Genomic DNA, 20,318 nt, shown 5'->3' with positions numbered 1-20,318 from the left:
TATGATGAAGCTGGTTGTTTTAACAGGAGCGGGGATCAGTGCCGAAAGTGGGTTAAAAACATTTAGGGATGCCGACGGATTATGGGAAGGTTATAACGTGTACGATGTGGCTACGCCCGAAGCCTGGGAAAAAGATCCCGAACTGGTTCAGCAGTTTTATAACGAAAGAAGAAAGCAGGTTTTGGATGCACAGCCCAATCGGGCACACCAATTGCTGGCTGATCTCGAAAAAGATTTTGACGTTGAAATCATTACCCAGAACATTGATGATCTGCACGAAAGGGCAGGTTCTGCTAAAGTTACCCATCTTCATGGCGTAATTACCAAATCCCAGTCCGATTTAAGGTCGGATTTAACTTACCCCATTAAAGGTTCAGAAATTAAAATGGGCGAATTATGCGAACTGGGTTCTCAGCTCAGACCTCACGTAGTATGGTTCGGCGAAGCCGTGCCAATGATTGAAGTTGCTGCCAGAATTTGTAAACAGGCCGATATATTTGTGTTGATTGGTACCTCTTTGGCTGTTTATCCCGCTGCCGGCTTAATCGATTTTGTACCATCTGTGGTAGATAAATACATCATTGATCCGCGGATTCCTGATGTTAAACGTTATAAAAATGTGATCAACATCGAGAAAAATGCTGTAGAAGGAGTGGCCGAGCTTAAAGCAATCTTATCCAATGCCCGATAAAAAGATTTGTATTTTTAACTGGAGTGGAGGTAAAGACAGCACTTTAGCGCTCCACTATGCCCTGCAGGATCCAACGATCGAAATTCGCTACCTGGTTACTACTGTTACCGAAAAATATAACCGAGTTTCCATGCACGGTGTTAGGGAGTCATTATTAGTCAAACAGGCCGAAAGCATTGGCATCCCATTGTATCAGATCCGCCTTGGCGAAATGCCAGACATGGAAACTTATGATAGTACCATGAAAACGCATCTGTCTGAATTTAAAGAAGAAGGCATAACCCATTCCATTTTTGGCGATATCTTTTTAGAAGATCTCCGTTTATACCGCGAAAATAAACTGGCTGAAATCGGCCTTCAGGCAATTTTTCCTTTATGGCAAAAAGATACAAAGAAACTGATCAGCGAATTCTTAAACCTGCGCTATAAAACCATCATAGTTTGCACACAACAAAATCTGGAAAGCATTTGTGGAAAAGTAATCAGCCATGATTTAATCAATAATCTTCCTGCAGATATCGATCCCTGTGGCGAAAACGGAGAGTTTCATACTTTCGCCTTTGAAGGCCCGATTTTCAGGAATAAAATACCATTCACCATCGGAGAGCGTGTATTCCGTACCTATAATGCACCGGCCAAAATTACTTCAGATGATGATTCACCTTGTTCATCCACAGCACTTTCCGGTTTCTGGTATAATGATTTATTGCCATAATTTTTCATTTTCAAAACATTTTGGCATCATTTTTTCTTTACTACATATAATTAACTAAATCACACATCCGAAATGAAACCTGTTTAGCGAGGTTAGGTAGCTGAACAAGCGTCATGTAAAAATTAAATGTTATGAAAAAGATATTGGTAGTAATCGCATTAAGTTCATCTGTTTTGTTTGCTTGTAACAATAAAGCAAAAGAAGAAGCAGCATTAAAACAACAACAGGCAGAAAAACAGCTGGCTATTAAAGCTGTGAAAGACAGTTTAAGATTGGATAGCTTTAATAAAGCTGCAGCTGCTAAAGTAGAGCAGGAAAAAGAAGCTAAACATCAGGCAGAATTAGCAGCCGCCAGAAGAGCAGGAGCAGCATCATCTAGATCTTACGCAAGCTCTGGTTCAGGTGGTAGTTCAAGTGCTGCTTATGGTGGTACGCAGCCAACTGCTAAGAAAAAAGGCTGGAGTGATGCTGCAAAAGGTGCAGTAATTGGTGGTGTTGGTGGAGCAGTAGGTGGCGCGCTAATCGATAAGAAAAAAGGTAGAGGTGCCATTATTGGTGGATTAGTTGGAGCCGGTGGCGGTTATTTAATCGGTAGAGGCGAAGACAGAAAATCTGGTCGTGTGCAACCTAAAAACTAATTAAGTTAAACATATATTTAAGGTCCCGGTTTATACCGGGACTTTTTTTATGCCTGATAAAAAAGGTTTAATATATTAGTGAAAAAAAGATCCCATGACAGAAACTGCAGATAAAGGCCAGATTCAACACTTTGTAATGTTCTGGTTAAAACCACAGCTTACCAAAACTGAAATTTCAGATTTTGCAAACTTTTTCGAAAGCCTGAAGCCGATTAAATATATTAAAACATTAAGTTATGGTTTAGCGGCAAATACACCCGTACGTCCGGTTACCGATAATTCATTTACCTATTCACTTACCATTACTTTCGCCAATATAGCCGATCATAATGCCTACCAGGAAGATAAGACACATTTAGATGCGGTAGAAAAGTTCTCTAAAAACTGGTACAGGGTAGTGGTTCACGATACCGTGATTTCATAACCTTATTCCGTCATTTCGACTCCTTTCCGAAATCCGTCATTTCGACCGTAGCGGAGAAATCTATACTAAGTTAAGTTTCGATAACAGATCACTCCCGACTTGACGTATGAACTATGCTTCAGTCGAGATGACGTTTGAATTTGAGTATTGCTACAGAGAAAGCTGTTTCTCCTTGCCCAATCTTCTCGCGATCCGTCATTTCGACCGGAGTGGAGAAAATCTATGTTACGTTGTAAAAAACAAATTACGTCACCATGAACTTGTTCAGGGTCTCTTTATATTTAACCACAGATGCGCACAGATAAACACAGATTTATTTTTGCACATTTAATTTTTCTGTCATCCTTAGCGCAGCACGGAATCCTCCTGCGTTCCGTCATTTCGACCGTAGTGGAGAAATCTATATCAAGTAACTTTAAGAATAGATCTCTCCCTGCCGATTGAGCGTTGCTACAGAAAAGCTTTTTCTCATTGCCCAATCTTCTCGCGTTCCATCATTTCGACCGGAGTAGAGAAAATCTATGTTACGTTGTAAAAAACAAATTACGTTACCATGAACTTGTTCAGGGTCTCTTTATATTTAACCACAGATGCGCACAGATAAACACAGATTTATTTTTGCGCATTTTTCTTTTTCTGTCATCCTGAGCGCAGCGAAGGATCTTCCATTTAAGGTAATTCTCAGAAGTAAAAAGGCTTACGATAAAATTGCTTCACGTAGTGACATTCCCATGTTTCTGTTCGCATTGACAATTAAAGCTTTGTTGCCTGCACCTCGCTAACCAATACACAAATGACTAATAAACTAATAAACCTCCCATTTATTTGGTAAAATCGACACTCAAAATTTTATTTTGTTTAAGTGTTTAAATATCATTATATCAAATACTTAAGATTATTATGTTAAATTAATACTATTAATGATGGTTATTTTTAGTTCAGAAATACCGATAAAAAGCAGAATATAATTTTGTTTTATTGGTTAATTAAATGAATATCAGTTAGTTAAATTGCTAATATCTAATATTGGTGCCTGTTATATGCTGCTGTGAAATCTGCACGCATCACCTTAAACCTTGCAATAACCGTTTGGATAAATTCTTCATCCAGAATTTCGAATACATCATTTACCCCACCTCCGCTCAGGTCGAGTTCGGCTAATTTGTAACTCTGCTCAAAAGTGCCCTGTTCAAACTTAATGATGAATTTCTGGTTCATTGAAAAAATGGTAATCTTACATTCCGGATGTGGAAGTTCTGCTACTACTCTCATATTGTATATTTATTCGTTTGTATTATTGATTGAAATGCCATTTAATGTTCCCCAGCTCTCTACGATTTCGAAGCGGGCAAATAGTTCCTCACTGTACCATTTACGCTCTCTGGTAAGTTTAATCACATCAGCGTGATCAAAAGATTTATAAGCATAAGCTTTCATGCTTTCTGCATTTTCCCAGATGGAAAACGTAGCCTGGTCAAAAAACGGATTTTCACCAATTCCGGCTGAAAGGATAAAGCCAGGGGCACTTCGCATGGCAACAGCAGCTCTTTTAATGTTCTGCCTGAATTCCTTGAGCTTGTTAAATCTGATTGCAGCCCTGGTAATCACTGCGATTTTCCCGGTATGGATTTGATTTGAATTTATAACTTTAAATGGTTCTTTTTTAGACCATAAGCCATGGCTTGATAAAGGATTTAATAAGATGGTAAAGCTTTCGGTTCCAAATAAACTGAACCACTTCATCACAAATGAATTTTGATGGAAAGCGTCATAATCATTTCGGTTATTCCAGGTGGTTAATACGGCCCAATGCTTATAATCCGGAGCCTGATCTACCTGTGCATCCTTTCCGCTTCCCATTAATTTCCAGAATCTGCAGCGCTTATTTAATCCTAATGGAATCCTTAGAATCGCCATTCCCACAAAAGCAAAAGGAATGGTAATGTCCCGGAATTTGGTAATGGTTAAAGCTACAATCATAAAATAAGGGTTTATGTGCCAAAACTAAGAATTTTAAACATAGCTTATCTTTCAAATTTTCGTCATTAAAATCAAAGCATCTGTACATCTCATAAATCATGATTAACTTTGGTTTACAGAAAAAAGAAAATGGCAGAAGATTTAATTATTACCAGAGATACCTCCAAAGAAGAACAATACAAATCCATCATTCCTCAGATTGAAGCTTTGTTATATGGCGAAACAGATTTTATTGCCAACCTGGCCAACGTTGCTGCAGCGCTTAAAGAGCAGTTTGGCTGGTTTTGGGTAGGTTTTTACCTGGTTAAACAGGATGAATTAGTACTTGGACCATTTCAGGGCCCGGTTGCCTGTACAAGAATTAAAAAAGGAAAAGGTGTTTGTGGAACATCGTGGGCAGAAGCGAAAACCGTTATTGTTCCGGATGTAGAAGAATTTCCCGGTCACATTGCCTGTGCATCCGCTTCTAAATCAGAGATTGTTTTGCCTTTGATTGTTGACGGAGAAGTGATTGGGGTATTAGATGTAGATAGTGAAGTACTGAATAAGTTTGATGAAACAGATCAGGCTTATTTAGAGCAAATTATCGATATTTTATTAAACAGATAATTGATATAAATATTGAAATTAAATCCGGAATATTACCTGAATGAAGATGTAGTGGCACTTGCCAAAGATCTGCTCGGCAAGGTGCTGTACACTAAAATTGATAACGAAATCACTGCAGGTATCATCGTCGAAACCGAAGCCTATTTTGGAATCAAAGATAAAGCTTCACATGCTTATGGTGGCCGCCGCACCAACCGGACTGAAACCATGTTTGGTGCCGGTGGAATTGCTTATGTATATCTTTGTTATGGCATGCACAATCTTTTTAATGTGGTTACTTCGGTTGAAAATGACCCCCATGCGGTGTTAATCAGGGGTATTGAGCCGCTGGTAGGTATCGACATCATTGAAGAAAGAAGGAATATGCCTTATACTAAAGGCGCTATTTCTGCCGGGCCAGGTTCTGCTGCGAAAGCTTTAGGTATTGATAGGACATTTAACACAAAAAACCTTGCCGGAGAAGAAATCTGGATTGAAGACCATGGAATCCGGTATAAAGAAGAAGATCTTGCAGCCACGCCCCGCGTAGGGATTGCTTATGCTAAAGAGCACGCTTTATTGCCCTGGCGTTTCTTCGTAAAAGGTAATAAATACGTCAGCAAACCAAATAAGGTTTAATTCATGCAAACCTTTTAGGCTGCTTCCTGTTTTTCTTTCATATACTAAAAATCATGAAAAACGAGAAAAATATAGCAATCCTGAAAGAAATGGCAGAAAGTGTAAGAACCTGTATGTTCACCACTTTTTCTTCAGGTGATGAATTTGGAAGCAGGCCAATGGGCACGGCAAAAATAGAAGACGACGGAAGTCTGTGGTTTTACACCAATGAATATTCGCCAAAATCGAAAGAGATTTCAAAAGAGAATAATGTATTGCTGGCCTACAGCGATCCTTCAAAAAATACTTATTTAACCGTTAAGGGTAAGGCAGAACTTGTTGATGATAAAGTACGTAAAGAAGCCTATTTTTCACCCTTTATTAAAGCCTGGTTCCCTGATGGCATTGAAGATCCAAGATTAATTCTGATAAAAGTTACGCCTGAGGAAGCTGAATACTGGGATGCATCATCTTCAAAAATCGTGGTGTTGTTCAGTATGTTAAAGGCTGTGGTTACTGGTGATACGCCTGATTTAGGTAAACACGATACCATGAAATTTTAATTAAACCAAAATAATTGAAAAGCAGGATTGGAAACAATACCTGCTTTTTTTGTAATATTGAGGCAATGAATTTCGAAAATACCCTTTCATTTGCTAAAGCGCAGGATGAGGCAGATCAGCTCCATCAGTTTAGATCTCAATTTTTATTTCCAAAGCATAACGGAAAAGATTTTATCTACCTGTGCGGCAATTCATTAGGACTTCAACCTAAAGCTGCAAGTGATGTTTTAAAACACCAGTTAGATAACTGGGCCAACTATGCGGTTGAAGGTTGGTTTGATGGAAACGAACCTTGGATGTTCTATCATAAAGAGCTTAAAAAGTTGATGGCACCCATTGTTGGCGCTTCTCCGGCAGAAGTTTGTCCGATGAATACCCTGACCGTAAACCTGCATTTGTTAATGGTGAGTTTTTACCAGCCCAAAGGCAAACGTTTTAAAATTATGATGGAAGGCGGTGCATTTCCGTCTGACCAGTATGCAATTGAAAGTCAGGTGAGATTTCATGGTTTCGATCCAAAAGAAGCGATTATAGAGGTTTTTCCACGGGATGGTGAAGAAACCCTTCGAACGGAAGATATTATTGCTCAGATCAAAGAAAATGCCGGCGAAATTGCATTAGTGCTATTCGGTGGGATTAATTACTATACTGGTCAGTGGTATGATATGAAAGCTATTACCAAAGCCGGTCATGATATTGGAGCCCTTGTAGGTTGGGATTTAGCGCATGCAGCCGGAAATGTTCCGGTGAAACTGCATGATTGGGATGTCGATTTTGCCTGCTGGTGTTCTTACAAGTATCAAAATTCAGGTCCTGGAGGCATTAGCGGGATTTTTGTTCATGAGAAACATTTTAACAGTAATTTAAACCGTTTTGCCGGATGGTGGGGGTATCAGGAAAGCAAGCGTTTTAAAATGGAAAAAGGCTTTGTGCCTGAGGCTGGAGCCGACGGCTGGCAGGTAAGCTGTACACAGGTAATGCCTATGGCTTTGTACCATGCATCGCTTCAGATTTTTGAACAGGCTGGCTTTATTGAGCCTTTACGAATTAAAAGTATTGCTTTAACTCAACATCTCGAATATATTATAAATGAGGTAAATAATCAATTAGGAGTGGTGCAGTATAAAATCATCACACCAAAAAATCCTGAAGACAGAGGTGCTCAGCTTTCGATCATTGCCCAACGCAATGGAAAAGAGATTTTCGATGGATTAATGGCGAATCATGTGCTGGGCGACTGGCGTGAGCCTGACGTAATACGGCTAAGCCCTGTGCCACTTTATAATTCTTATGAGGATATTTATCTGGCCGGACAAGCATTGTTAAAAGTGAGTAAAGATATTTTATAAATAAAAGAAGAAATAAAAATGATCAACTACAACCCTAAAGACTGGAGTACCTTCATTTTTCATATCGATAAGAGCGACACTTTCAGAAAGCTTTGGCCTTTAATGCTTGGAGTAGCCGTATTTTCAGGCTTGGTGGCTTATGCTGAATTAAATTATTTTCAGCTTTCTAAAACCAGCAATGTAACCAATATCGGTATGATGCACAGCTTATTGGGCTTTGTTTTATCGCTGTTATTGGTTTTCCGAACAAATACCGCTTACGACAGGTGGTGGGAAGGCAGAAAATTGCTGGGGGCGCTAACCAACGTAAGCCGTAACCTGGCCATAAAAATTAAAGCACTTAAACTGGAAGAGGATGATGTCCGCTTTTTCGAATATGGCATCCCTAAATATGCTTTTGCATTAAAAGAACATTTACGCGAAAAGATGTATTTTGGCAAGAACAGCTTGTTAATTGAAGTTGAGGAAGGTAAACATATTCCAAACCAGATAGCAGGCAGTTTAACCAGCAGGTTCTATGGTCTGTTAAAAAAGGGGGCAATTTCGCAGGAACAATTTATCGTACTTTCGGGCGACTTTAATCAGTTTACTGATATTTGCGGTGCCTGCGAAAGAATCAAAAATACCCCGATCCCGTTTTCTTACAGCGCATTTATCAAGAAGTTTATTTTTGTTTACGTAATCACCCTGCCTTTTGGCTGGGTTTTTAGTTTAGGTTACTTTGTTGTGCCAATTGTTCCCTTTATCCTCTATGTATTAGCAAGTTTGGAGTTGATAGCTGAAGAAATAGAGAACCCGTTTGGTTATGATGCAAATGATCTTCCGGTAGATCAGATTTGCAACAATATAGAAAAACACGTGGGAGAGATTCTAGGCTAATGATTAAAATTGCCTGGCATCCGATATACGCGCATCCTTTACCCGAGGGACACCGTTTTCCTATGCTGAAATATGAACTGATACCTGAACAACTATTACATGAAGGTACGATTGAGCATCAAAATTTGTTCAGTCCTGAGCCACTTAGCGAAGAAATAGTACTGCTGACACACCAAAAGGCTTATTGGGAGCAGTTAAGGGATTTAACACTTTCAGCTAAAGACCAAAGGCGGATTGGCTTTCCCTTAGATGCACAACTTGTTGAAAGAGAGCTGAGGATTGCACAAGGCACCATTGATGGTGCTCATTTTGCTATGGAGAATGGAATTGCGTTTAACGTAGCTGGCGGAACACATCACGCAGGCAGCAATTGGGGAGAAGGATTTTGTCTGCTAAATGATCAGGCCATTGCTGCTAACTATTTATTAAATAATAATTTAGCTAAACGCATCTTAATTATTGATTTAGATGTGCACCAGGGTAATGGTACCGCAGAAATCTTTCAGCACGAGCCGCGTGTATTTACTTTTTCAATGCATGGTGATAAAAATTTTCCTTTCAGGAAAGAGATTTCCAGTCTGGATGTACCGTTGGATGATGGCTTGCAGGATGAAGCATATCTCTCATTATTAAATATTAATCTTAAAAAAGCATTCGAAAGATCAAAGCCTGATTTTGTGTTTTATCTTTCAGGCGTAGATGTGCTTTCTACCGATAAACTGGGTAAGCTTTCATTAAGCAAAGCTGCCTGTAAAGAACGCGACAGGATCGTGTTGCAGGCCTGTAAAAATAAAAACCTGCCTCTACAGGTGAGTATGGGTGGTGGCTATTCCACTGATATTAAAGATATTGTTGATGCACATTGCAATACTTACCGGTTAGCGTTTGATTTATTTGCTTAAGCCATCCCTCAAAAAACATAATATCCTTATCTTCGCGGCAATATGTTGGAGATTATTTATCAGGATGAGCATTTGATTGCAATTAATAAGCCGCATGGCCTTTTAGTGCATCAGTCATCGATTGCGAGAGATGCCACTGAATTTGCATTACAAATGCTTAGGGATCAGGTGGGCAAACATGTTAGTCCGGTGCACAGGCTCGATAGAAAAACCAGCGGAATTTTATTGTTTGCTTTTGATAAGGTTTCTGAAACTGCTATGCATCAGCAGTTTATGAATGCCGAAACCGATAAAAAATATTTAGCCATATTAAGGGGATTTGCGCCTGATGCGATGGACATTGATTATCCGCTGGCAAAAGAAAACGGAACGATGCAAGACGCTTTTACGTCATTCAGAACACTACAAAAGGCAGAGGTTGAAGTGGCTTTTGGCAAACATCCAACTTCACGTTATTCACTGGTAGAAGCCACGCCTAAAACCGGTAGAATGCACCAGCTCAGGAGGCATTTCAGTCATATCCTTCATCCGATTATTGGTGATCGCACACATGGCTGTAACAAACAAAATAAATTCTTCAAAGAGCAATGGGATATGACAACCATGTTGCTGCATGCTTCTGAACTGCAGTTTATTCACCCCATTACCAAACAAATAATACATTTAAAAGCCGGTTTACACGACGAATTTAAAAGAGTAATGGATTTCATGAAAATGGAACATTAACACAATTTTTGTCATCAAAATCTGTTTATATAGCATCTATGATTAAATACTTACGATTCACACTCCCGGTTTTATCGCTTTTTGCAGCCAGTTGTTCTTCTGTTTATATGCCTAATGTTCCAAATACGCCCATGTTAAGTAAGCAGGGCGAATTTAGTGGCGGGGCGCATATTTCTTTAAAAGGTAATGCCAGTGTTAATGGTGCCTACGCCGTTTCGGATCATGTTGGATTACTTTTTAGTGGTTCAAGAATGAACAGCGAAAGGAGAACCAAAGATTTTGGACACAAATTAATTGAAATTGGCGGTGGTTACTTTGATACTTTTGGACCAGAAAATAACCGGATTATTGAAATTTATGCCGGAGTAGGTAAGGGCTGGAGCGATATTACTTTCCGCGATTTTAAAGATGACGTACTGATTAGCAATGAAGTACAGGATGTGGATTACAGAAAAACTTTTCTACAGGTAAACTACAGCTCGAAAAAGAAAAATAACCTGCGTTTATTTGGAACTGACTTTCCGATCAATTATGGTACGGCATTAAGGATTAGTCATATTAAAATGGATCGTTTCTTTTTAAATGGTGTAGTACAGCCTAAAGAAGATAACATTTTCTTCGAACCCGTATTTTTTACCCGAATGGCACTTAGCAAAACTTTTCAGCTACAATATACCACTAGTAGTAATATTGGCCTGAAGAAGCGCAAATACATGTCTGCGGGCAATTCTATCTTCACCATTGGTGTGGTGGTGAATGTTGGAGGTAAATAGCATTAGTTTGTCATTCTGAGCGCACGAAGAATCTGTTTTGAGTTTTAGGATCAATGACGCAATCGTAATGGGGCCTGCTAAGTAGCGACCTTTTTGTTGCCGGGGTTACGTCATTTCAACTTGGAGTAAGGCGAAATCTTTCTATAAGAAAATTGTGTTGATAGATTTCTCCACTGCGGTCCTAAATGACGGATTAATCTAAAAATGTAACTTTTGCACTTTCAAACTTCTTGTTTTATTCTGAAACCTTAAAAACAATAGGATAGACGCAGTTAATAAACCCAGAGTTAATCCATACCAGATCCCGTTAACACCTAAGCCAAACTGAAAACCCAATAAATATCCCACAGGGATTCCAACTACCCAGTAGGCCAGAAATGTGATAAAAGTTGGAATATTAACATCGCCTATGCCACGTAATACGCCTAAACCCACCACCTGCGTACCATCAAACAGTTGAAAAAAGCCCGCGATGATTAATAATTTTGCTGCTATGGGAATTACGGCTGCATCTTCAGTATAAATAAAAGGCATGACGTTGTTGGCCAATACAAAAATAACTGCAGTACAGCACATAAACAGTAAAATGACATGGTAACTTGCAATTGCCGATTTACGCAGATTATCAAAATTATTTTTTCCAAAATTATTTCCGGTTTTTATGGTAGCTGCAGAAGCCACACCACTGGCAATCATGTAGGTCATAGCAGCAAGGCTAATTGCAATCTGATGCGCAGCCTGTTCTACCGCACCAATAGTGCCAATTAGTACAGCAGCACCACTAAAAGCACTGATTTCGAAAGAATATTGCATGGCAACAGGCATTCCGATCTTTGCAATTTTAACTGCCCTTAATTTATCAAAAAATGTAGCTTTGAAACTAATCAGGTACTTTTTAAAATGTTGTGAGCGCAATACATAAATCGACATTACAGTCGCCATCAGGATCCTGTCGATCAAAGTACTTAAACCTACACCACTAACCCCCATTGATTTGATGCCAAACATTCCTTTAACAAAAATAATCCCCAAAGTAATGTTGAGGGCATTTCCCCAGATGGAAACAAACATCGCCTGCTTGGTAAATCCTAAACCCTCTGCAAATTGTTTAAAGGTCTGGAAAACCAATAAAGGAATAATGGAAACCGATAAAAGATTAAGATAAGGTTTGGCATAACGAACCACTTCCGGTGTTTGATCGAGGTGATCGATTACAAAGAATATCCCCAACTGAACCAGCACATACAAGAATATGCCAACACAGATGTTGATAATTAAACTGTTTGATAAAAGTTTTCCGCATTCATCGTAATTCTGCCGACCGTTTTCCTGAGCAATCAATGGCGTTAAGCCATAGGAAATGCCCAAACCGATGACTAAAATGAGCATGAATATGCTGTTAACCAGCGAAACTGCTGCTAATTGAATGGTATCGGTAAAATGGCCAACTATAATACTATCGGCCATGTGCACCAAAGTATGACCTACCTGCGAACCTACAATTGGCAGCGCCAAATGAAGATTTTCTTTATAATAGGGTTTATATTTGGTGTAAATTTTAGATAACATAGTTTGCAAAGGTCGGGTTTTTAAAGCTCAAAAAGTAGAGATGTAGAAAAGTTAATGTCCAGTTGTCGTCATTTCGAGCGAAGTATAACGAAGCCGAGAACCACGTAAGTGCTCAGCGAAGCTAAATCTACTTCGAGACAGATCTCTCTGTTTCGCTATGCGTTTCGTTTCACGCAGATTATGCTGATCGCACAGAAAGAGCGCTGATTTAATAAATATATATTGGTTGTTAGCCACGGAAAACACAGATTTACACGGAGAAATTTCTTTTTTAAATGGCGAAATCTACACATAGATCTCTCCGCTACAGCCGAGATGACGATTTTCAAGAAAGTCGTCATTCTGCAAGAAACTGATTTGTTTAGACCCTGAAAAAAATTCAGGATAGCGGCTTGTATAACCTACCTCACCGCCGTAAAATATTCTTCCTTTTCGGTGGTATGCGATTTAATTACATTGGTTAAAATTAAATTGACCAGAACTTTTTGAGCCTTTCGGTAAGAACTCCGCAACAATTTGCTAAATTCTTTAAGGGTTATTTTTTCGTTCTGTTCCAGGTATTCGAGCAGTTTTTTTTCGTTATCAGAATAGGAGATGAGCACACCATTGTTTTTATACTCCTGCTTCAATACTTCCACGATGATCCGGCTGGCCAGTACACTCTTATCATCAATGCGGATATAGGCCCACCATTTTTTCTGGTCATCAAGTGCATAATGGGGCTTGATATCACTTTCAGGAATGTTAACCACTAACACCAGTTTATCATCAACATAAATTTCTTCGAACTGGGGTTCAATAGCAGGTTTACAAAACTGATGTGCAGCAGTTAAGATCATGTACTTTTCTTCTTCCTCTGATTTTACTCCTTTAATTGAGCCATCATCAGCAACACCTATTAATAACTTACCACCCTTATTATTGGCAAAAGCAACCAGGCTCTTGGCAATTTTTTCGGTACTGGTAATGGTTTTTTTAAAATCGAGCATTACACCCTCACCCTGCAAAATTAAATTCTTAATACTCGGCATAATCTAAAAATTAGTAAGCAACTCTGGGCATTTCGCCCTGGTGCAGGTTTCGGATATACACTTCATTCATTACGGTAGCGCACAACTCACCATCCTTACTGGTAATTTCCATAGGATAGGCTTTCACAAACTTCCCGACTGTTCTTAAAGCGTGTTCGGCCTCATTAAGCATTTCGTCGGTTACCTTAATGGTAAAATATAAGGTAGAACGCCCGGGTTTTAAATATTGTATAGAGGCACTTTTTAACCATACACGTACTTTAAAACCGCGCCGCTGCATTAACTGATCGAATAATAAGGCATAAAAAGGATCGGTAGCGGCGTAAATAGTCCCCCCGAAAATAGACCCGTTATAATTTTTATTCAGGAAGCTCTTGCTAAGTTTAACCGTACAGCTTCTAAATTCATTTTCAAATTTCTGAACCCAAATGCGCTGGAAAAACAAAGGCGGGTAAAAGCGCATTACCCATTTCAGGGTGTTTTGAGAAATAATCATATTTACTAATATCAGAAAGTTTTATCACCTTTTAAAGTTTTGGCCATGTTGTTTTAGTAATATTTCCGTAATTTAGGATATGCATGTTTATGATACAATTAGCGGCGCTTTAACAGATTTGGATAGTCGCGGTTACAATTTAGATTTCAATTTAACTCCTGACGGTTTGGAATGCAAATCAATTGATTTGTTCCTGATGCCCGAAGAATTTGAAATTGAGGAGGTTTACCGTTTTGAAGGCATGACCGATCCTGCCGATAGTTCGGTGGTTTATGCCATTTCATCAAACGTTGGCAATCTGAAAGGCGTTTTGGTTGATGGTTACGGGGTGTATGCTGAAAATGTATCTCCGGAATTATTAAATAAGCTAAAAATCCATCACGAATAGCTTCTTGTTTATACTTGCAAAACACTAATAATCAACACTTTAATAAGAATAAAAGCTTTTTTGAAGAAAAAAAATAAAACCAAATGATTATAAGGTTGTTAGGTTGATAGATAACAATAAAAACTATGAAAAGAATAATCTTAAGTCTTGCTTTTGCAGGCTCTCTTATGATAGCCACATCAGCATGCAATTCGTCAAAAAATATGGCTGGTTCTTCAGACAGTACCAAGACGGATTCGACAACTACGGCACCGATGGATACAACGTCTACAAAGACGCCAGACACGACAACGAAAATGCCACCTGACACAACAAAAAAGAATCCTCCTATGTAGGATCTGAAAAGCCACTCTAAATAGAGTGGCTTTTTATTTTTAAAATCTGTTTTAAATATTTGTGTTATTGCGTACTTTCAGCGTTTTAAACCAAATAAATTAAATGGACAATCAGGCAAAAGCTAACCGTAGCGTCATTTTCTTAGTCATTGTAGCCGCTCTAGGTTATTTCGTCGACATTTACGATCTCGTTTTATTCTCCGTTGTACGGGTAAAAAGTTTTACTGATATCGGTGTTTCTGCTGAGCATATGCGTACTGAAGGTGAATACGTTATTAATATGCAGATGTTTGGTTTATTGCTTGGGGGATTGCTCTGGGGCATTATTGGCGATAAATTTGGGAGGATTAAAGTATTGTTTGGTTCTATCTTAATGTATTCCTTGGCCAATATGGCTAATGGTTTTGCTACTGACGTACACACCTATGCAATTATCAGATTTGTAGCGGGCATTGGTCTTGCAGGCGAACTTGGAGCCGGGATCACCCTGGTTACCGAAACGATGGATAAAGAAAAACGTGGCTACGGAACTATGTTAGTAGCTGGTATAGGCTTATTGGGTGCAGCAGCGGCAGCCACCATCGGCAAACATTTTACCTGGCAAACTTCTTATTTTGTAGGCGGCGGCATGGGTTTATTGTTATTGCTTTTACGTGTTGGCACATTTGAATCGGGGATGTTTAAACATGCAGAGCAAAACTCAGAAGTTTCGAAAGGCAATTTCTTTATGCTTTTTTCAAACCGAAAACGTTTTTTAAAATATTTGGCTTGTATCTGTTTAGGGCTTCCGCTCTGGTTTATTGTAGGTATTTTGGTTACCCAATCGCCGGAAATTGGTAAGGCACTTGGTGCAAAAGATTTATTAAATGCCGGTACAGGTATTATGTACACTTATTTTGGTATTGCCATCGGCGATGTAGTGTGTGGATTTCTGGCACAGGTTTTAAAATCACGTAAGAAGACCGTGCTTATTTTTCAAAGTTTATCGGTAATTACCGTGATTGTTTATTTAACCAGTACAGGCTTAACCGAAAACAGCTTTATTCTAATTTGTTTGTTTATGGGCTTTGCTGTAGGCTATTGGGCTACATTTGTAACCATTGCTGCCGAACAGTTTGGAACCAATATCCGCTCAACTGTAACAACCACCGCACCAAACTTTGTTCGTGGTGCTTTAATTCCGATTACATTTGTTTTCGAATTTTTTGTTCACCGTTATAACATTGTTTCTGCCGGGTTTATTGTAATGGGAATTGTAACGGTAATCGCGATGATTTCTGTATCGTATTTGAAAGAAAGCTTCAATAAAGACCTTAATTACCTGGAAAGTTAGTTTTAGGACTTTAGACAAAGAACTAAAGACTCCAGACTAAAAATCAATGTCAATAAAATGTACTATCTAAACATAAATCAATATAGCAGCTTTAATAGGTGTAAATTTGCATGGAATTAGAAAGAGCCGTCATGTTTAAAGAAGAAGTAGCAGAGCGATATAAGCAAATTCAGGATGAAATTTGCCGTGGATTGGAAATTGCCGATGGCAAAGGTAAATTTGAAGAGGAACTGTGGGAGAGAAGCGGTGGGGGAGGCGGCCGCACCCGGATTATGCAAAATGGCGCAATTATTGAAAAAGGTGGTGTTAATTTTTCTGCGGTACACGGTAAATTACCAGAAGCTGTAAAAAAAGCTTTTAAGGTTACAGAAGATGATTTTTTTGCAACCGGTGTTTCAATTGTGATCCATCCAAACCATCCATTGGTTCCGATTATCCACATGAATATCCGTTATTTCGAATTAAACGAAGAAACCCGCTGGTTTGGTGGCGGCATCGATTTAACTCCGCATTATGTATTCGAAAACGACGCCCGTTTTTTTCACCATAAATTAAAACAGGCCTGCGACGATTTCAGCACTGATTTTTATCCGAAATTTAAAACACATGCGGATGATTATTTCTTCATTAAACACCGTGAAGAAACCCGGGGCATTGGCGGCATTTTTTACGATCGTTTAAAGCCTGAAAATACCAATTTATCCTGGGAGCAGATTTTAGATTTCTCTGCGAATATTGGCGAAACATTTTTACCAATTTATACGGAATTAATTGACCGTAACCGGGATAAAGAATTTACCGAAGCACAAAAGGAATGGCAATATCAACGTCGTAGCCGTTATGTAGAATTTAATTTGGTGTACGATTCGGGTACAAAATTTGGGTTGGAAACCAATGGACGGATCGAATCTATTTTAATGAGTTTACCTCCACAGGCCAATTGGGGTTACAATGTTCAGCCTGAAGCAGGCTCAGATGAATATAAAACCGTTCAGTTGCTTAAAAAAGGAATTAATTGGGTTTAGGAATTTCCGTCATCTCGACTGAAACGCAGTGCAATGGAGAGATATCTATCTTGAGACAGATTTAGCTTCGCTGAGCACTTACGTGGTTCTCGGCTTCGTTGCACTTCGCTCGAAATGACGGTAATTTTGAGTAGTTAAAACAAAGTTAAGGGCGCCGATGTCTCATGAAAACCAGCTTTTAATTTACCAATCCTAAAATCGTTGACAATGTTGTGCGCCATGCGGGTTGGTTCAGGAATACGGTAATTACCAACGCAATTTTTAATAATATCCAGGCTTTTTTCTGCGGTAATTAAATGACCAGCAGAGACATATACCGGCGCACAATTTATCTTTGTTCTGAGTGCAAAACCAAGCAGCTCGTCTGCATTATTTTTAATTTCCTCAGTTTTTAATTTAACGTTTTCCGGAATGTGGTTTTTTCCGTGCAAAAGACTTTTAGCGCAGCCAATGGTTGAGTGATTGGCTAAAATTCCAAAATGCGAAGCAACGCCCATACGGCGTGGATGCAGAATTCCATTCCCATCAAGCACTACAACATCTGGTTTATTATGGATGAGTTCCCAAACTTTTAACAATGCCGGAACTTCTTTAAAGCCTAAAAATCCAGCTTTATATGGAAAATTCGTTTCGTAAGTTTCTAAGGCGAATGATTTTAAAACCATGCCGGGATATGTGAGTATTACAATTCCGGCATACATGGTCGAACTGTTTTTATTGAAAGAGATATCGGCACCCGCAATGGTTTCAATTTTATCTAACGGCTGAAATTTTAATTGCTTGGCGAGTTCAATTTGGTAAGCAGCAGCTTCTTCGAAACTATAATGATCGTACATATTTTTAGGACAATTTGAGACAGGCAATTGTTTTAATTAATTTGTCTTATAATTAATATTATGTTAAGTTGTATTTTCTATTACCATCCCTATCGTCATAAATATTTAATAAAATTATAGTTCCTGGAGTTTGCGGTTAAGTTCCTGTACTTTGTTTGTTGCGCCCTTTTTGTTGTAGATATCAATCAGCAACTGTACAGTTTTTTTATCGTTTGGATTAATTTCATTGGCGCGTTGCAAAGCAAATTGTGCACGGTTAATTAAACCTTTGTATTTTTCGGTTTTGTCTGCATCATTTTTACGCAATGTTTCATTAGCTGTATTGATGTACGCTAAGCTTAATTGATACAGGGCGTCAAAATAATTCTGATCAGTTGATAAAGCTTTATCATAAGCTAAAATTGCAGTCGCATTATTGCCGCCAACCTGTTGCAGGTAACCGTACAGGAAATAAAGCAATTTATTTCCTTTTTCAACTTTTAAATTATTTTCGATCAATCCCTGCGCTTTACTGTAATTTTCAGTATCCAATAAGAGATTGATGTAATCGTTGGTTAAAAAACGGTTAAATGGATTCAAGGCCAGTCCGTCTTCTAAAGTTTTAATAGCAGTTTCATTTTCTGATTTTACTACGTACATCTGCGCCATTTTCTGAAAAACAGATGGATTTCTAATTCCATTTTCTTTTGCACGTTTAAAATAAGTTAAAGATTCATCGTACGATTGAATATTTAACGCACAAATCGCGGTATTTAGTGCCAGAGTGGTATCTGCAGGAAAATTATCCGATACTTCTTTAAGGTCAGCAAATGCCTCTTTAAATTCATTGTTGAAATAAGCTTCGTTGCCTTTATCCTGCTTTTTGATCAGAATATTGTGATCAGATGCCTTAATAAGCCCCCCATTGTCATTATAACGGTCTAATGATTTTGCTTTGGCAACAGCTTCTACAGCGCTATCGTAAAATTTATTAGCATTGTTCGGGTCGGTATCGATTAATGACGCAAACGAAGTAAGGTAAGATTTTATCGACCAGGTTTCGGTCCAGTTTTTTGATTTATTGTCTTTTTCGGCAGATTCTATCGATTTTAAACCTTCTGTAATAATGCTTAACTGCTTTTTCTCATCTTCTTTATTGGCGATAGATGCCTGAAGTTTTCCGACAGCATTCCTGGCGATTAAAATCTGGCTTTTTTGGGCTACAGCATTAAATGAGACGAAAATTAAGGCGGTTAAAGATATTTTAAGGCAATTCTGCATAAATGTATTAATGTGATAAAACCGTAATAAACCATAAAAATAAACATAAAAAAAAGAGCCCCGAAATTTCAGGGCTCTTTTTTTAGATTGGTGAATAAATTATTGTTTAGGCAATGCGTCTAAACGTTTTTTGATGTCTTCGTAATTTTTAGTGTCGTTTCTGAAACCATAGATGGTTTTCAATGTTTCTAAAGCTCCTTGATTTTTTGCATCTACCTCAAGTGCTTTTTTGTAAAAAGGAAGAGACTTATCTAATAAAGCATTCATTTTAGCCGTTACCTCATTAAATTCTTTCACTTTTTTAGCATCAATTTTATTTCTGTCTGCTTGTAATTTTAAAGCCTGGCTGAAATAAATATTTCCCAATAATACCTGATAATTAGGGTTATTTGGTTCTTTTGCTGCCAAAGCAGTTAACATCTGCTCAGATTTTGCTGCATCACCCCTATCAATATAGATCTGCGTTTCAGTTTTAATCCAGTCGGTATTTTCAGGGAATTTAGCTGAAGCTTCTTTAATCACTGCTAAGGCTGCTGTTGTATCTTTTTGTTTGCTTAAAGCAGCGTTAATGATTTCGGAATATAAATCTTTAGATTGTGGTGAGTTTAAAGAGATTACTTTTTTAAACTGGGTAATCATACCCGGATAATCTTCAATATTTCTTGCTGCAATACCAGCATTTAAATACATCGTTGTATCCTGTGGATTGATCACGGTTGCTGCAACAAATTTTTCGTAAGCCGTTTTGTAATCTTTTTTGTTGTAAGCGATTACACCGCCGTTTCTAACCGCATTAATAATGTTGGTCTCAGCTGAATTGATGTTATCTTTTTCAGTGCCTTTGGTATCCAGTTTTTTAGCTTCAACAATTGCATCCTGTGCGATTTTAAGGTTTGCATCAGCATTTGCGGTGCTGGTAGAATCTAAAATGGCCGCAGAAGAAGCAAACAAAGCGCGGTACGACCATGCTTCCGGCATTACTTTAGATTTCTCATCAGCAATAGCTTTATCGGTATGGGCCAAGCCTTTAGCTAATGCTTCAAGTTTTTTTGCAAGCGGTGTTGTGGCGCTTGAAGAAGTTAGCTGGAATAAACCCCAGTCGTTTTTTGCCGCGGTTATTTCACTTTTCTGAGCAAAAGCAGCGCTTACCGCACCTGCTAGAAATATACTTAGAAATACTCTTTTCATAATTTTTATTC

Annotated in this window: 23 protein-coding genes; 15 read left to right on the top strand and 8 right to left on the bottom strand. The window is 38.5% G+C overall.

What is annotated here, in order from left to right:
- Position 1 precedes the first annotated feature (1 nt).
- From ACTJKC_RS23300 to ACTJKC_RS23285, 4 genes are all read left to right on the top strand, one after another.
- The gene (locus ACTJKC_RS23300) at positions 2 to 691 is read left to right on the top strand and encodes an SIR2 family NAD-dependent protein deacylase (protein WP_440795777.1); all 690 of its coding nucleotides are present in this window, start codon (positions 2 to 4) and stop codon (positions 689 to 691) included.
- The gene (locus ACTJKC_RS23295) at positions 681 to 1,406 is read left to right on the top strand and encodes a diphthine--ammonia ligase (RefSeq protein ID WP_440795775.1); all 726 of its coding nucleotides are present in this window, start codon (positions 681 to 683) and stop codon (positions 1,404 to 1,406) included. The genes ACTJKC_RS23300 and ACTJKC_RS23295 overlap by 11 nt, the downstream gene beginning before the upstream one ends.
- 131 nt (positions 1,407 to 1,537) lie before the next feature.
- The gene (locus ACTJKC_RS23290; protein WP_440795773.1) at positions 1,538 to 2,044 is read left to right on the top strand and encodes a YMGG-like glycine zipper-containing protein; all 507 of its coding nucleotides are present in this window, start codon (positions 1,538 to 1,540) and stop codon (positions 2,042 to 2,044) included.
- A 94-nt stretch (positions 2,045 to 2,138) separates the two neighbouring features.
- Positions 2,139 to 2,468: a Dabb family protein gene (locus ACTJKC_RS23285; protein ID WP_344852034.1), complete on the top strand. Its 330-nt coding sequence runs from the start codon at positions 2,139 to 2,141 to the stop codon at positions 2,466 to 2,468.
- A gap of 1,020 nt (positions 2,469 to 3,488) precedes the next feature.
- Here ACTJKC_RS23285 and ACTJKC_RS23280 read toward each other — a convergent pair.
- Together ACTJKC_RS23280 and ACTJKC_RS23275 are read right to left on the bottom strand one after the other, a co-directional pair.
- On the bottom strand, positions 3,489 to 3,740 hold the full coding sequence (locus ACTJKC_RS23280) for a hypothetical protein (protein WP_440795771.1): 252 nt from the start codon (positions 3,738 to 3,740) through the stop codon (positions 3,489 to 3,491).
- A 9-nt stretch (positions 3,741 to 3,749) separates the two neighbouring features.
- Positions 3,750 to 4,448: a DUF3291 domain-containing protein gene (locus ACTJKC_RS23275; RefSeq protein WP_440795769.1), complete on the bottom strand. Its 699-nt coding sequence runs from the start codon at positions 4,446 to 4,448 to the stop codon at positions 3,750 to 3,752.
- Between the two features lie 129 nt (positions 4,449 to 4,577).
- Here ACTJKC_RS23275 and ACTJKC_RS23270 point away from each other — a divergent pair, with 129 nt between their 5' ends.
- From ACTJKC_RS23270 to ACTJKC_RS23235, 8 genes are all read left to right on the top strand, one after another.
- A complete protein-coding gene (locus ACTJKC_RS23270; RefSeq protein WP_440795767.1) occupies positions 4,578 to 5,057 on the top strand; it encodes a GAF domain-containing protein in 480 nt (159 codons plus the stop codon).
- Between the two features lie 12 nt (positions 5,058 to 5,069).
- Positions 5,070 to 5,675: a DNA-3-methyladenine glycosylase gene (locus ACTJKC_RS23265; RefSeq protein WP_440795765.1), complete on the top strand. Its 606-nt coding sequence runs from the start codon at positions 5,070 to 5,072 to the stop codon at positions 5,673 to 5,675.
- Between the two features lie 53 nt (positions 5,676 to 5,728).
- A complete protein-coding gene (locus ACTJKC_RS23260; RefSeq protein ID WP_113951161.1) occupies positions 5,729 to 6,217 on the top strand; it encodes a pyridoxamine 5'-phosphate oxidase family protein in 489 nt (162 codons plus the stop codon).
- A 65-nt stretch (positions 6,218 to 6,282) separates the two neighbouring features.
- Entirely contained in the window at positions 6,283 to 7,566 is a 1,284-nt protein-coding gene (gene kynU, locus ACTJKC_RS23255) for a kynureninase (RefSeq protein ID WP_440795763.1), read from the top strand.
- Between the two features lie 18 nt (positions 7,567 to 7,584).
- Positions 7,585 to 8,445, top strand: coding sequence for a bestrophin family protein (locus ACTJKC_RS23250; protein ID WP_440795761.1), 861 nt, complete (start codon positions 7,585 to 7,587; stop codon positions 8,443 to 8,445).
- Positions 8,445 to 9,347: a histone deacetylase family protein gene (locus ACTJKC_RS23245; protein WP_440795759.1), complete on the top strand. Its 903-nt coding sequence runs from the start codon at positions 8,445 to 8,447 to the stop codon at positions 9,345 to 9,347. The genes ACTJKC_RS23250 and ACTJKC_RS23245 overlap by 1 nt, the downstream gene beginning before the upstream one ends.
- Positions 9,348 to 9,389: 42 nt before the next feature.
- A complete protein-coding gene (locus ACTJKC_RS23240) occupies positions 9,390 to 10,073 on the top strand; it encodes a pseudouridine synthase (protein ID WP_440795757.1) in 684 nt (227 codons plus the stop codon).
- 38 nt (positions 10,074 to 10,111) lie between these two features.
- Positions 10,112 to 10,846, top strand: coding sequence for a hypothetical protein (locus ACTJKC_RS23235; RefSeq protein ID WP_440795755.1), 735 nt, complete (start codon positions 10,112 to 10,114; stop codon positions 10,844 to 10,846).
- Between the two features lie 198 nt (positions 10,847 to 11,044).
- Here ACTJKC_RS23235 and ACTJKC_RS23230 read toward each other — a convergent pair whose 3' ends face one another.
- The 3 genes from ACTJKC_RS23230 to ACTJKC_RS23220 form a co-directional block, all read right to left on the bottom strand.
- Entirely contained in the window at positions 11,045 to 12,415 is a 1,371-nt protein-coding gene (locus ACTJKC_RS23230) for an MATE family efflux transporter (RefSeq protein WP_440795753.1), read from the bottom strand.
- Between the two features lie 401 nt (positions 12,416 to 12,816).
- The gene (locus ACTJKC_RS23225; RefSeq protein ID WP_440795752.1) at positions 12,817 to 13,446 is read right to left on the bottom strand and encodes an AlbA family DNA-binding domain-containing protein; all 630 of its coding nucleotides are present in this window, start codon (positions 13,444 to 13,446) and stop codon (positions 12,817 to 12,819) included.
- Positions 13,447 to 13,456: 10 nt separating this feature from the next.
- Positions 13,457 to 13,942: a PaaI family thioesterase gene (locus tag ACTJKC_RS23220; protein ID WP_344852046.1), complete on the bottom strand. Its 486-nt coding sequence runs from the start codon at positions 13,940 to 13,942 to the stop codon at positions 13,457 to 13,459.
- 79 nt (positions 13,943 to 14,021) lie between these two features.
- On the opposite strand from ACTJKC_RS23220, the gene ACTJKC_RS23215 reads away from it, so the two are divergent.
- The 3 genes from ACTJKC_RS23215 (at position 14,022) to hemF (ending at position 17,023) form a co-directional block, all read left to right on the top strand.
- Entirely contained in the window at positions 14,022 to 14,330 is a 309-nt protein-coding gene (locus tag ACTJKC_RS23215; RefSeq protein ID WP_025146193.1) for a hypothetical protein, read from the top strand.
- Positions 14,331 to 14,768: 438 nt separating this feature from the next.
- Positions 14,769 to 15,998 (top strand): MFS transporter, encoded by a 1,230-nt coding sequence (locus ACTJKC_RS23210; protein ID WP_440795749.1) that lies wholly within the window; start codon positions 14,769 to 14,771, stop codon positions 15,996 to 15,998.
- A 131-nt stretch (positions 15,999 to 16,129) separates the two neighbouring features.
- Positions 16,130 to 17,023, top strand: a complete 894-nt coding sequence (gene hemF / locus ACTJKC_RS23205) for an oxygen-dependent coproporphyrinogen oxidase (RefSeq protein ID WP_440796029.1) — start codon at positions 16,130 to 16,132, stop codon at positions 17,021 to 17,023.
- A 134-nt stretch (positions 17,024 to 17,157) separates the two neighbouring features.
- Here hemF and ACTJKC_RS23200 read toward each other — a convergent pair whose 3' ends face one another.
- The 3 genes from ACTJKC_RS23200 to ACTJKC_RS23190 all read right to left on the bottom strand — a co-directional run bounded on the left by ACTJKC_RS23200 (position 17,158) and on the right by ACTJKC_RS23190 (position 20,307).
- Positions 17,158 to 17,859 carry an endonuclease V gene (locus ACTJKC_RS23200; protein ID WP_440795748.1) on the bottom strand — a complete coding sequence of 234 codons (702 nt, stop codon included), beginning with the start codon at positions 17,857 to 17,859 and terminating at the stop codon, positions 17,158 to 17,160.
- Positions 17,860 to 17,973: 114 nt separating this feature from the next.
- Entirely contained in the window at positions 17,974 to 19,119 is a 1,146-nt protein-coding gene (locus tag ACTJKC_RS23195) for a tetratricopeptide repeat protein (protein WP_344852050.1), read from the bottom strand.
- Positions 19,120 to 19,218: 99 nt separating this feature from the next.
- Positions 19,219 to 20,307 carry a tetratricopeptide repeat protein gene (locus ACTJKC_RS23190; protein ID WP_440795746.1) on the bottom strand — a complete coding sequence of 363 codons (1,089 nt, stop codon included), beginning with the start codon at positions 20,305 to 20,307 and terminating at the stop codon, positions 19,219 to 19,221.
- Positions 20,308 to 20,318: the final 11 nt, after the last annotated feature.

It is taken from the genome of Pedobacter sp. 22226, from assembly GCF_052045455.1.
GTDB lineage: Bacteria > Bacteroidota > Bacteroidia > Sphingobacteriales > Sphingobacteriaceae > Pedobacter > Pedobacter jeongneungensis.
Note: the sequence above shows the minus strand (reverse complement) of the source record. Positions and strands in the feature narration are given on the sequence as shown.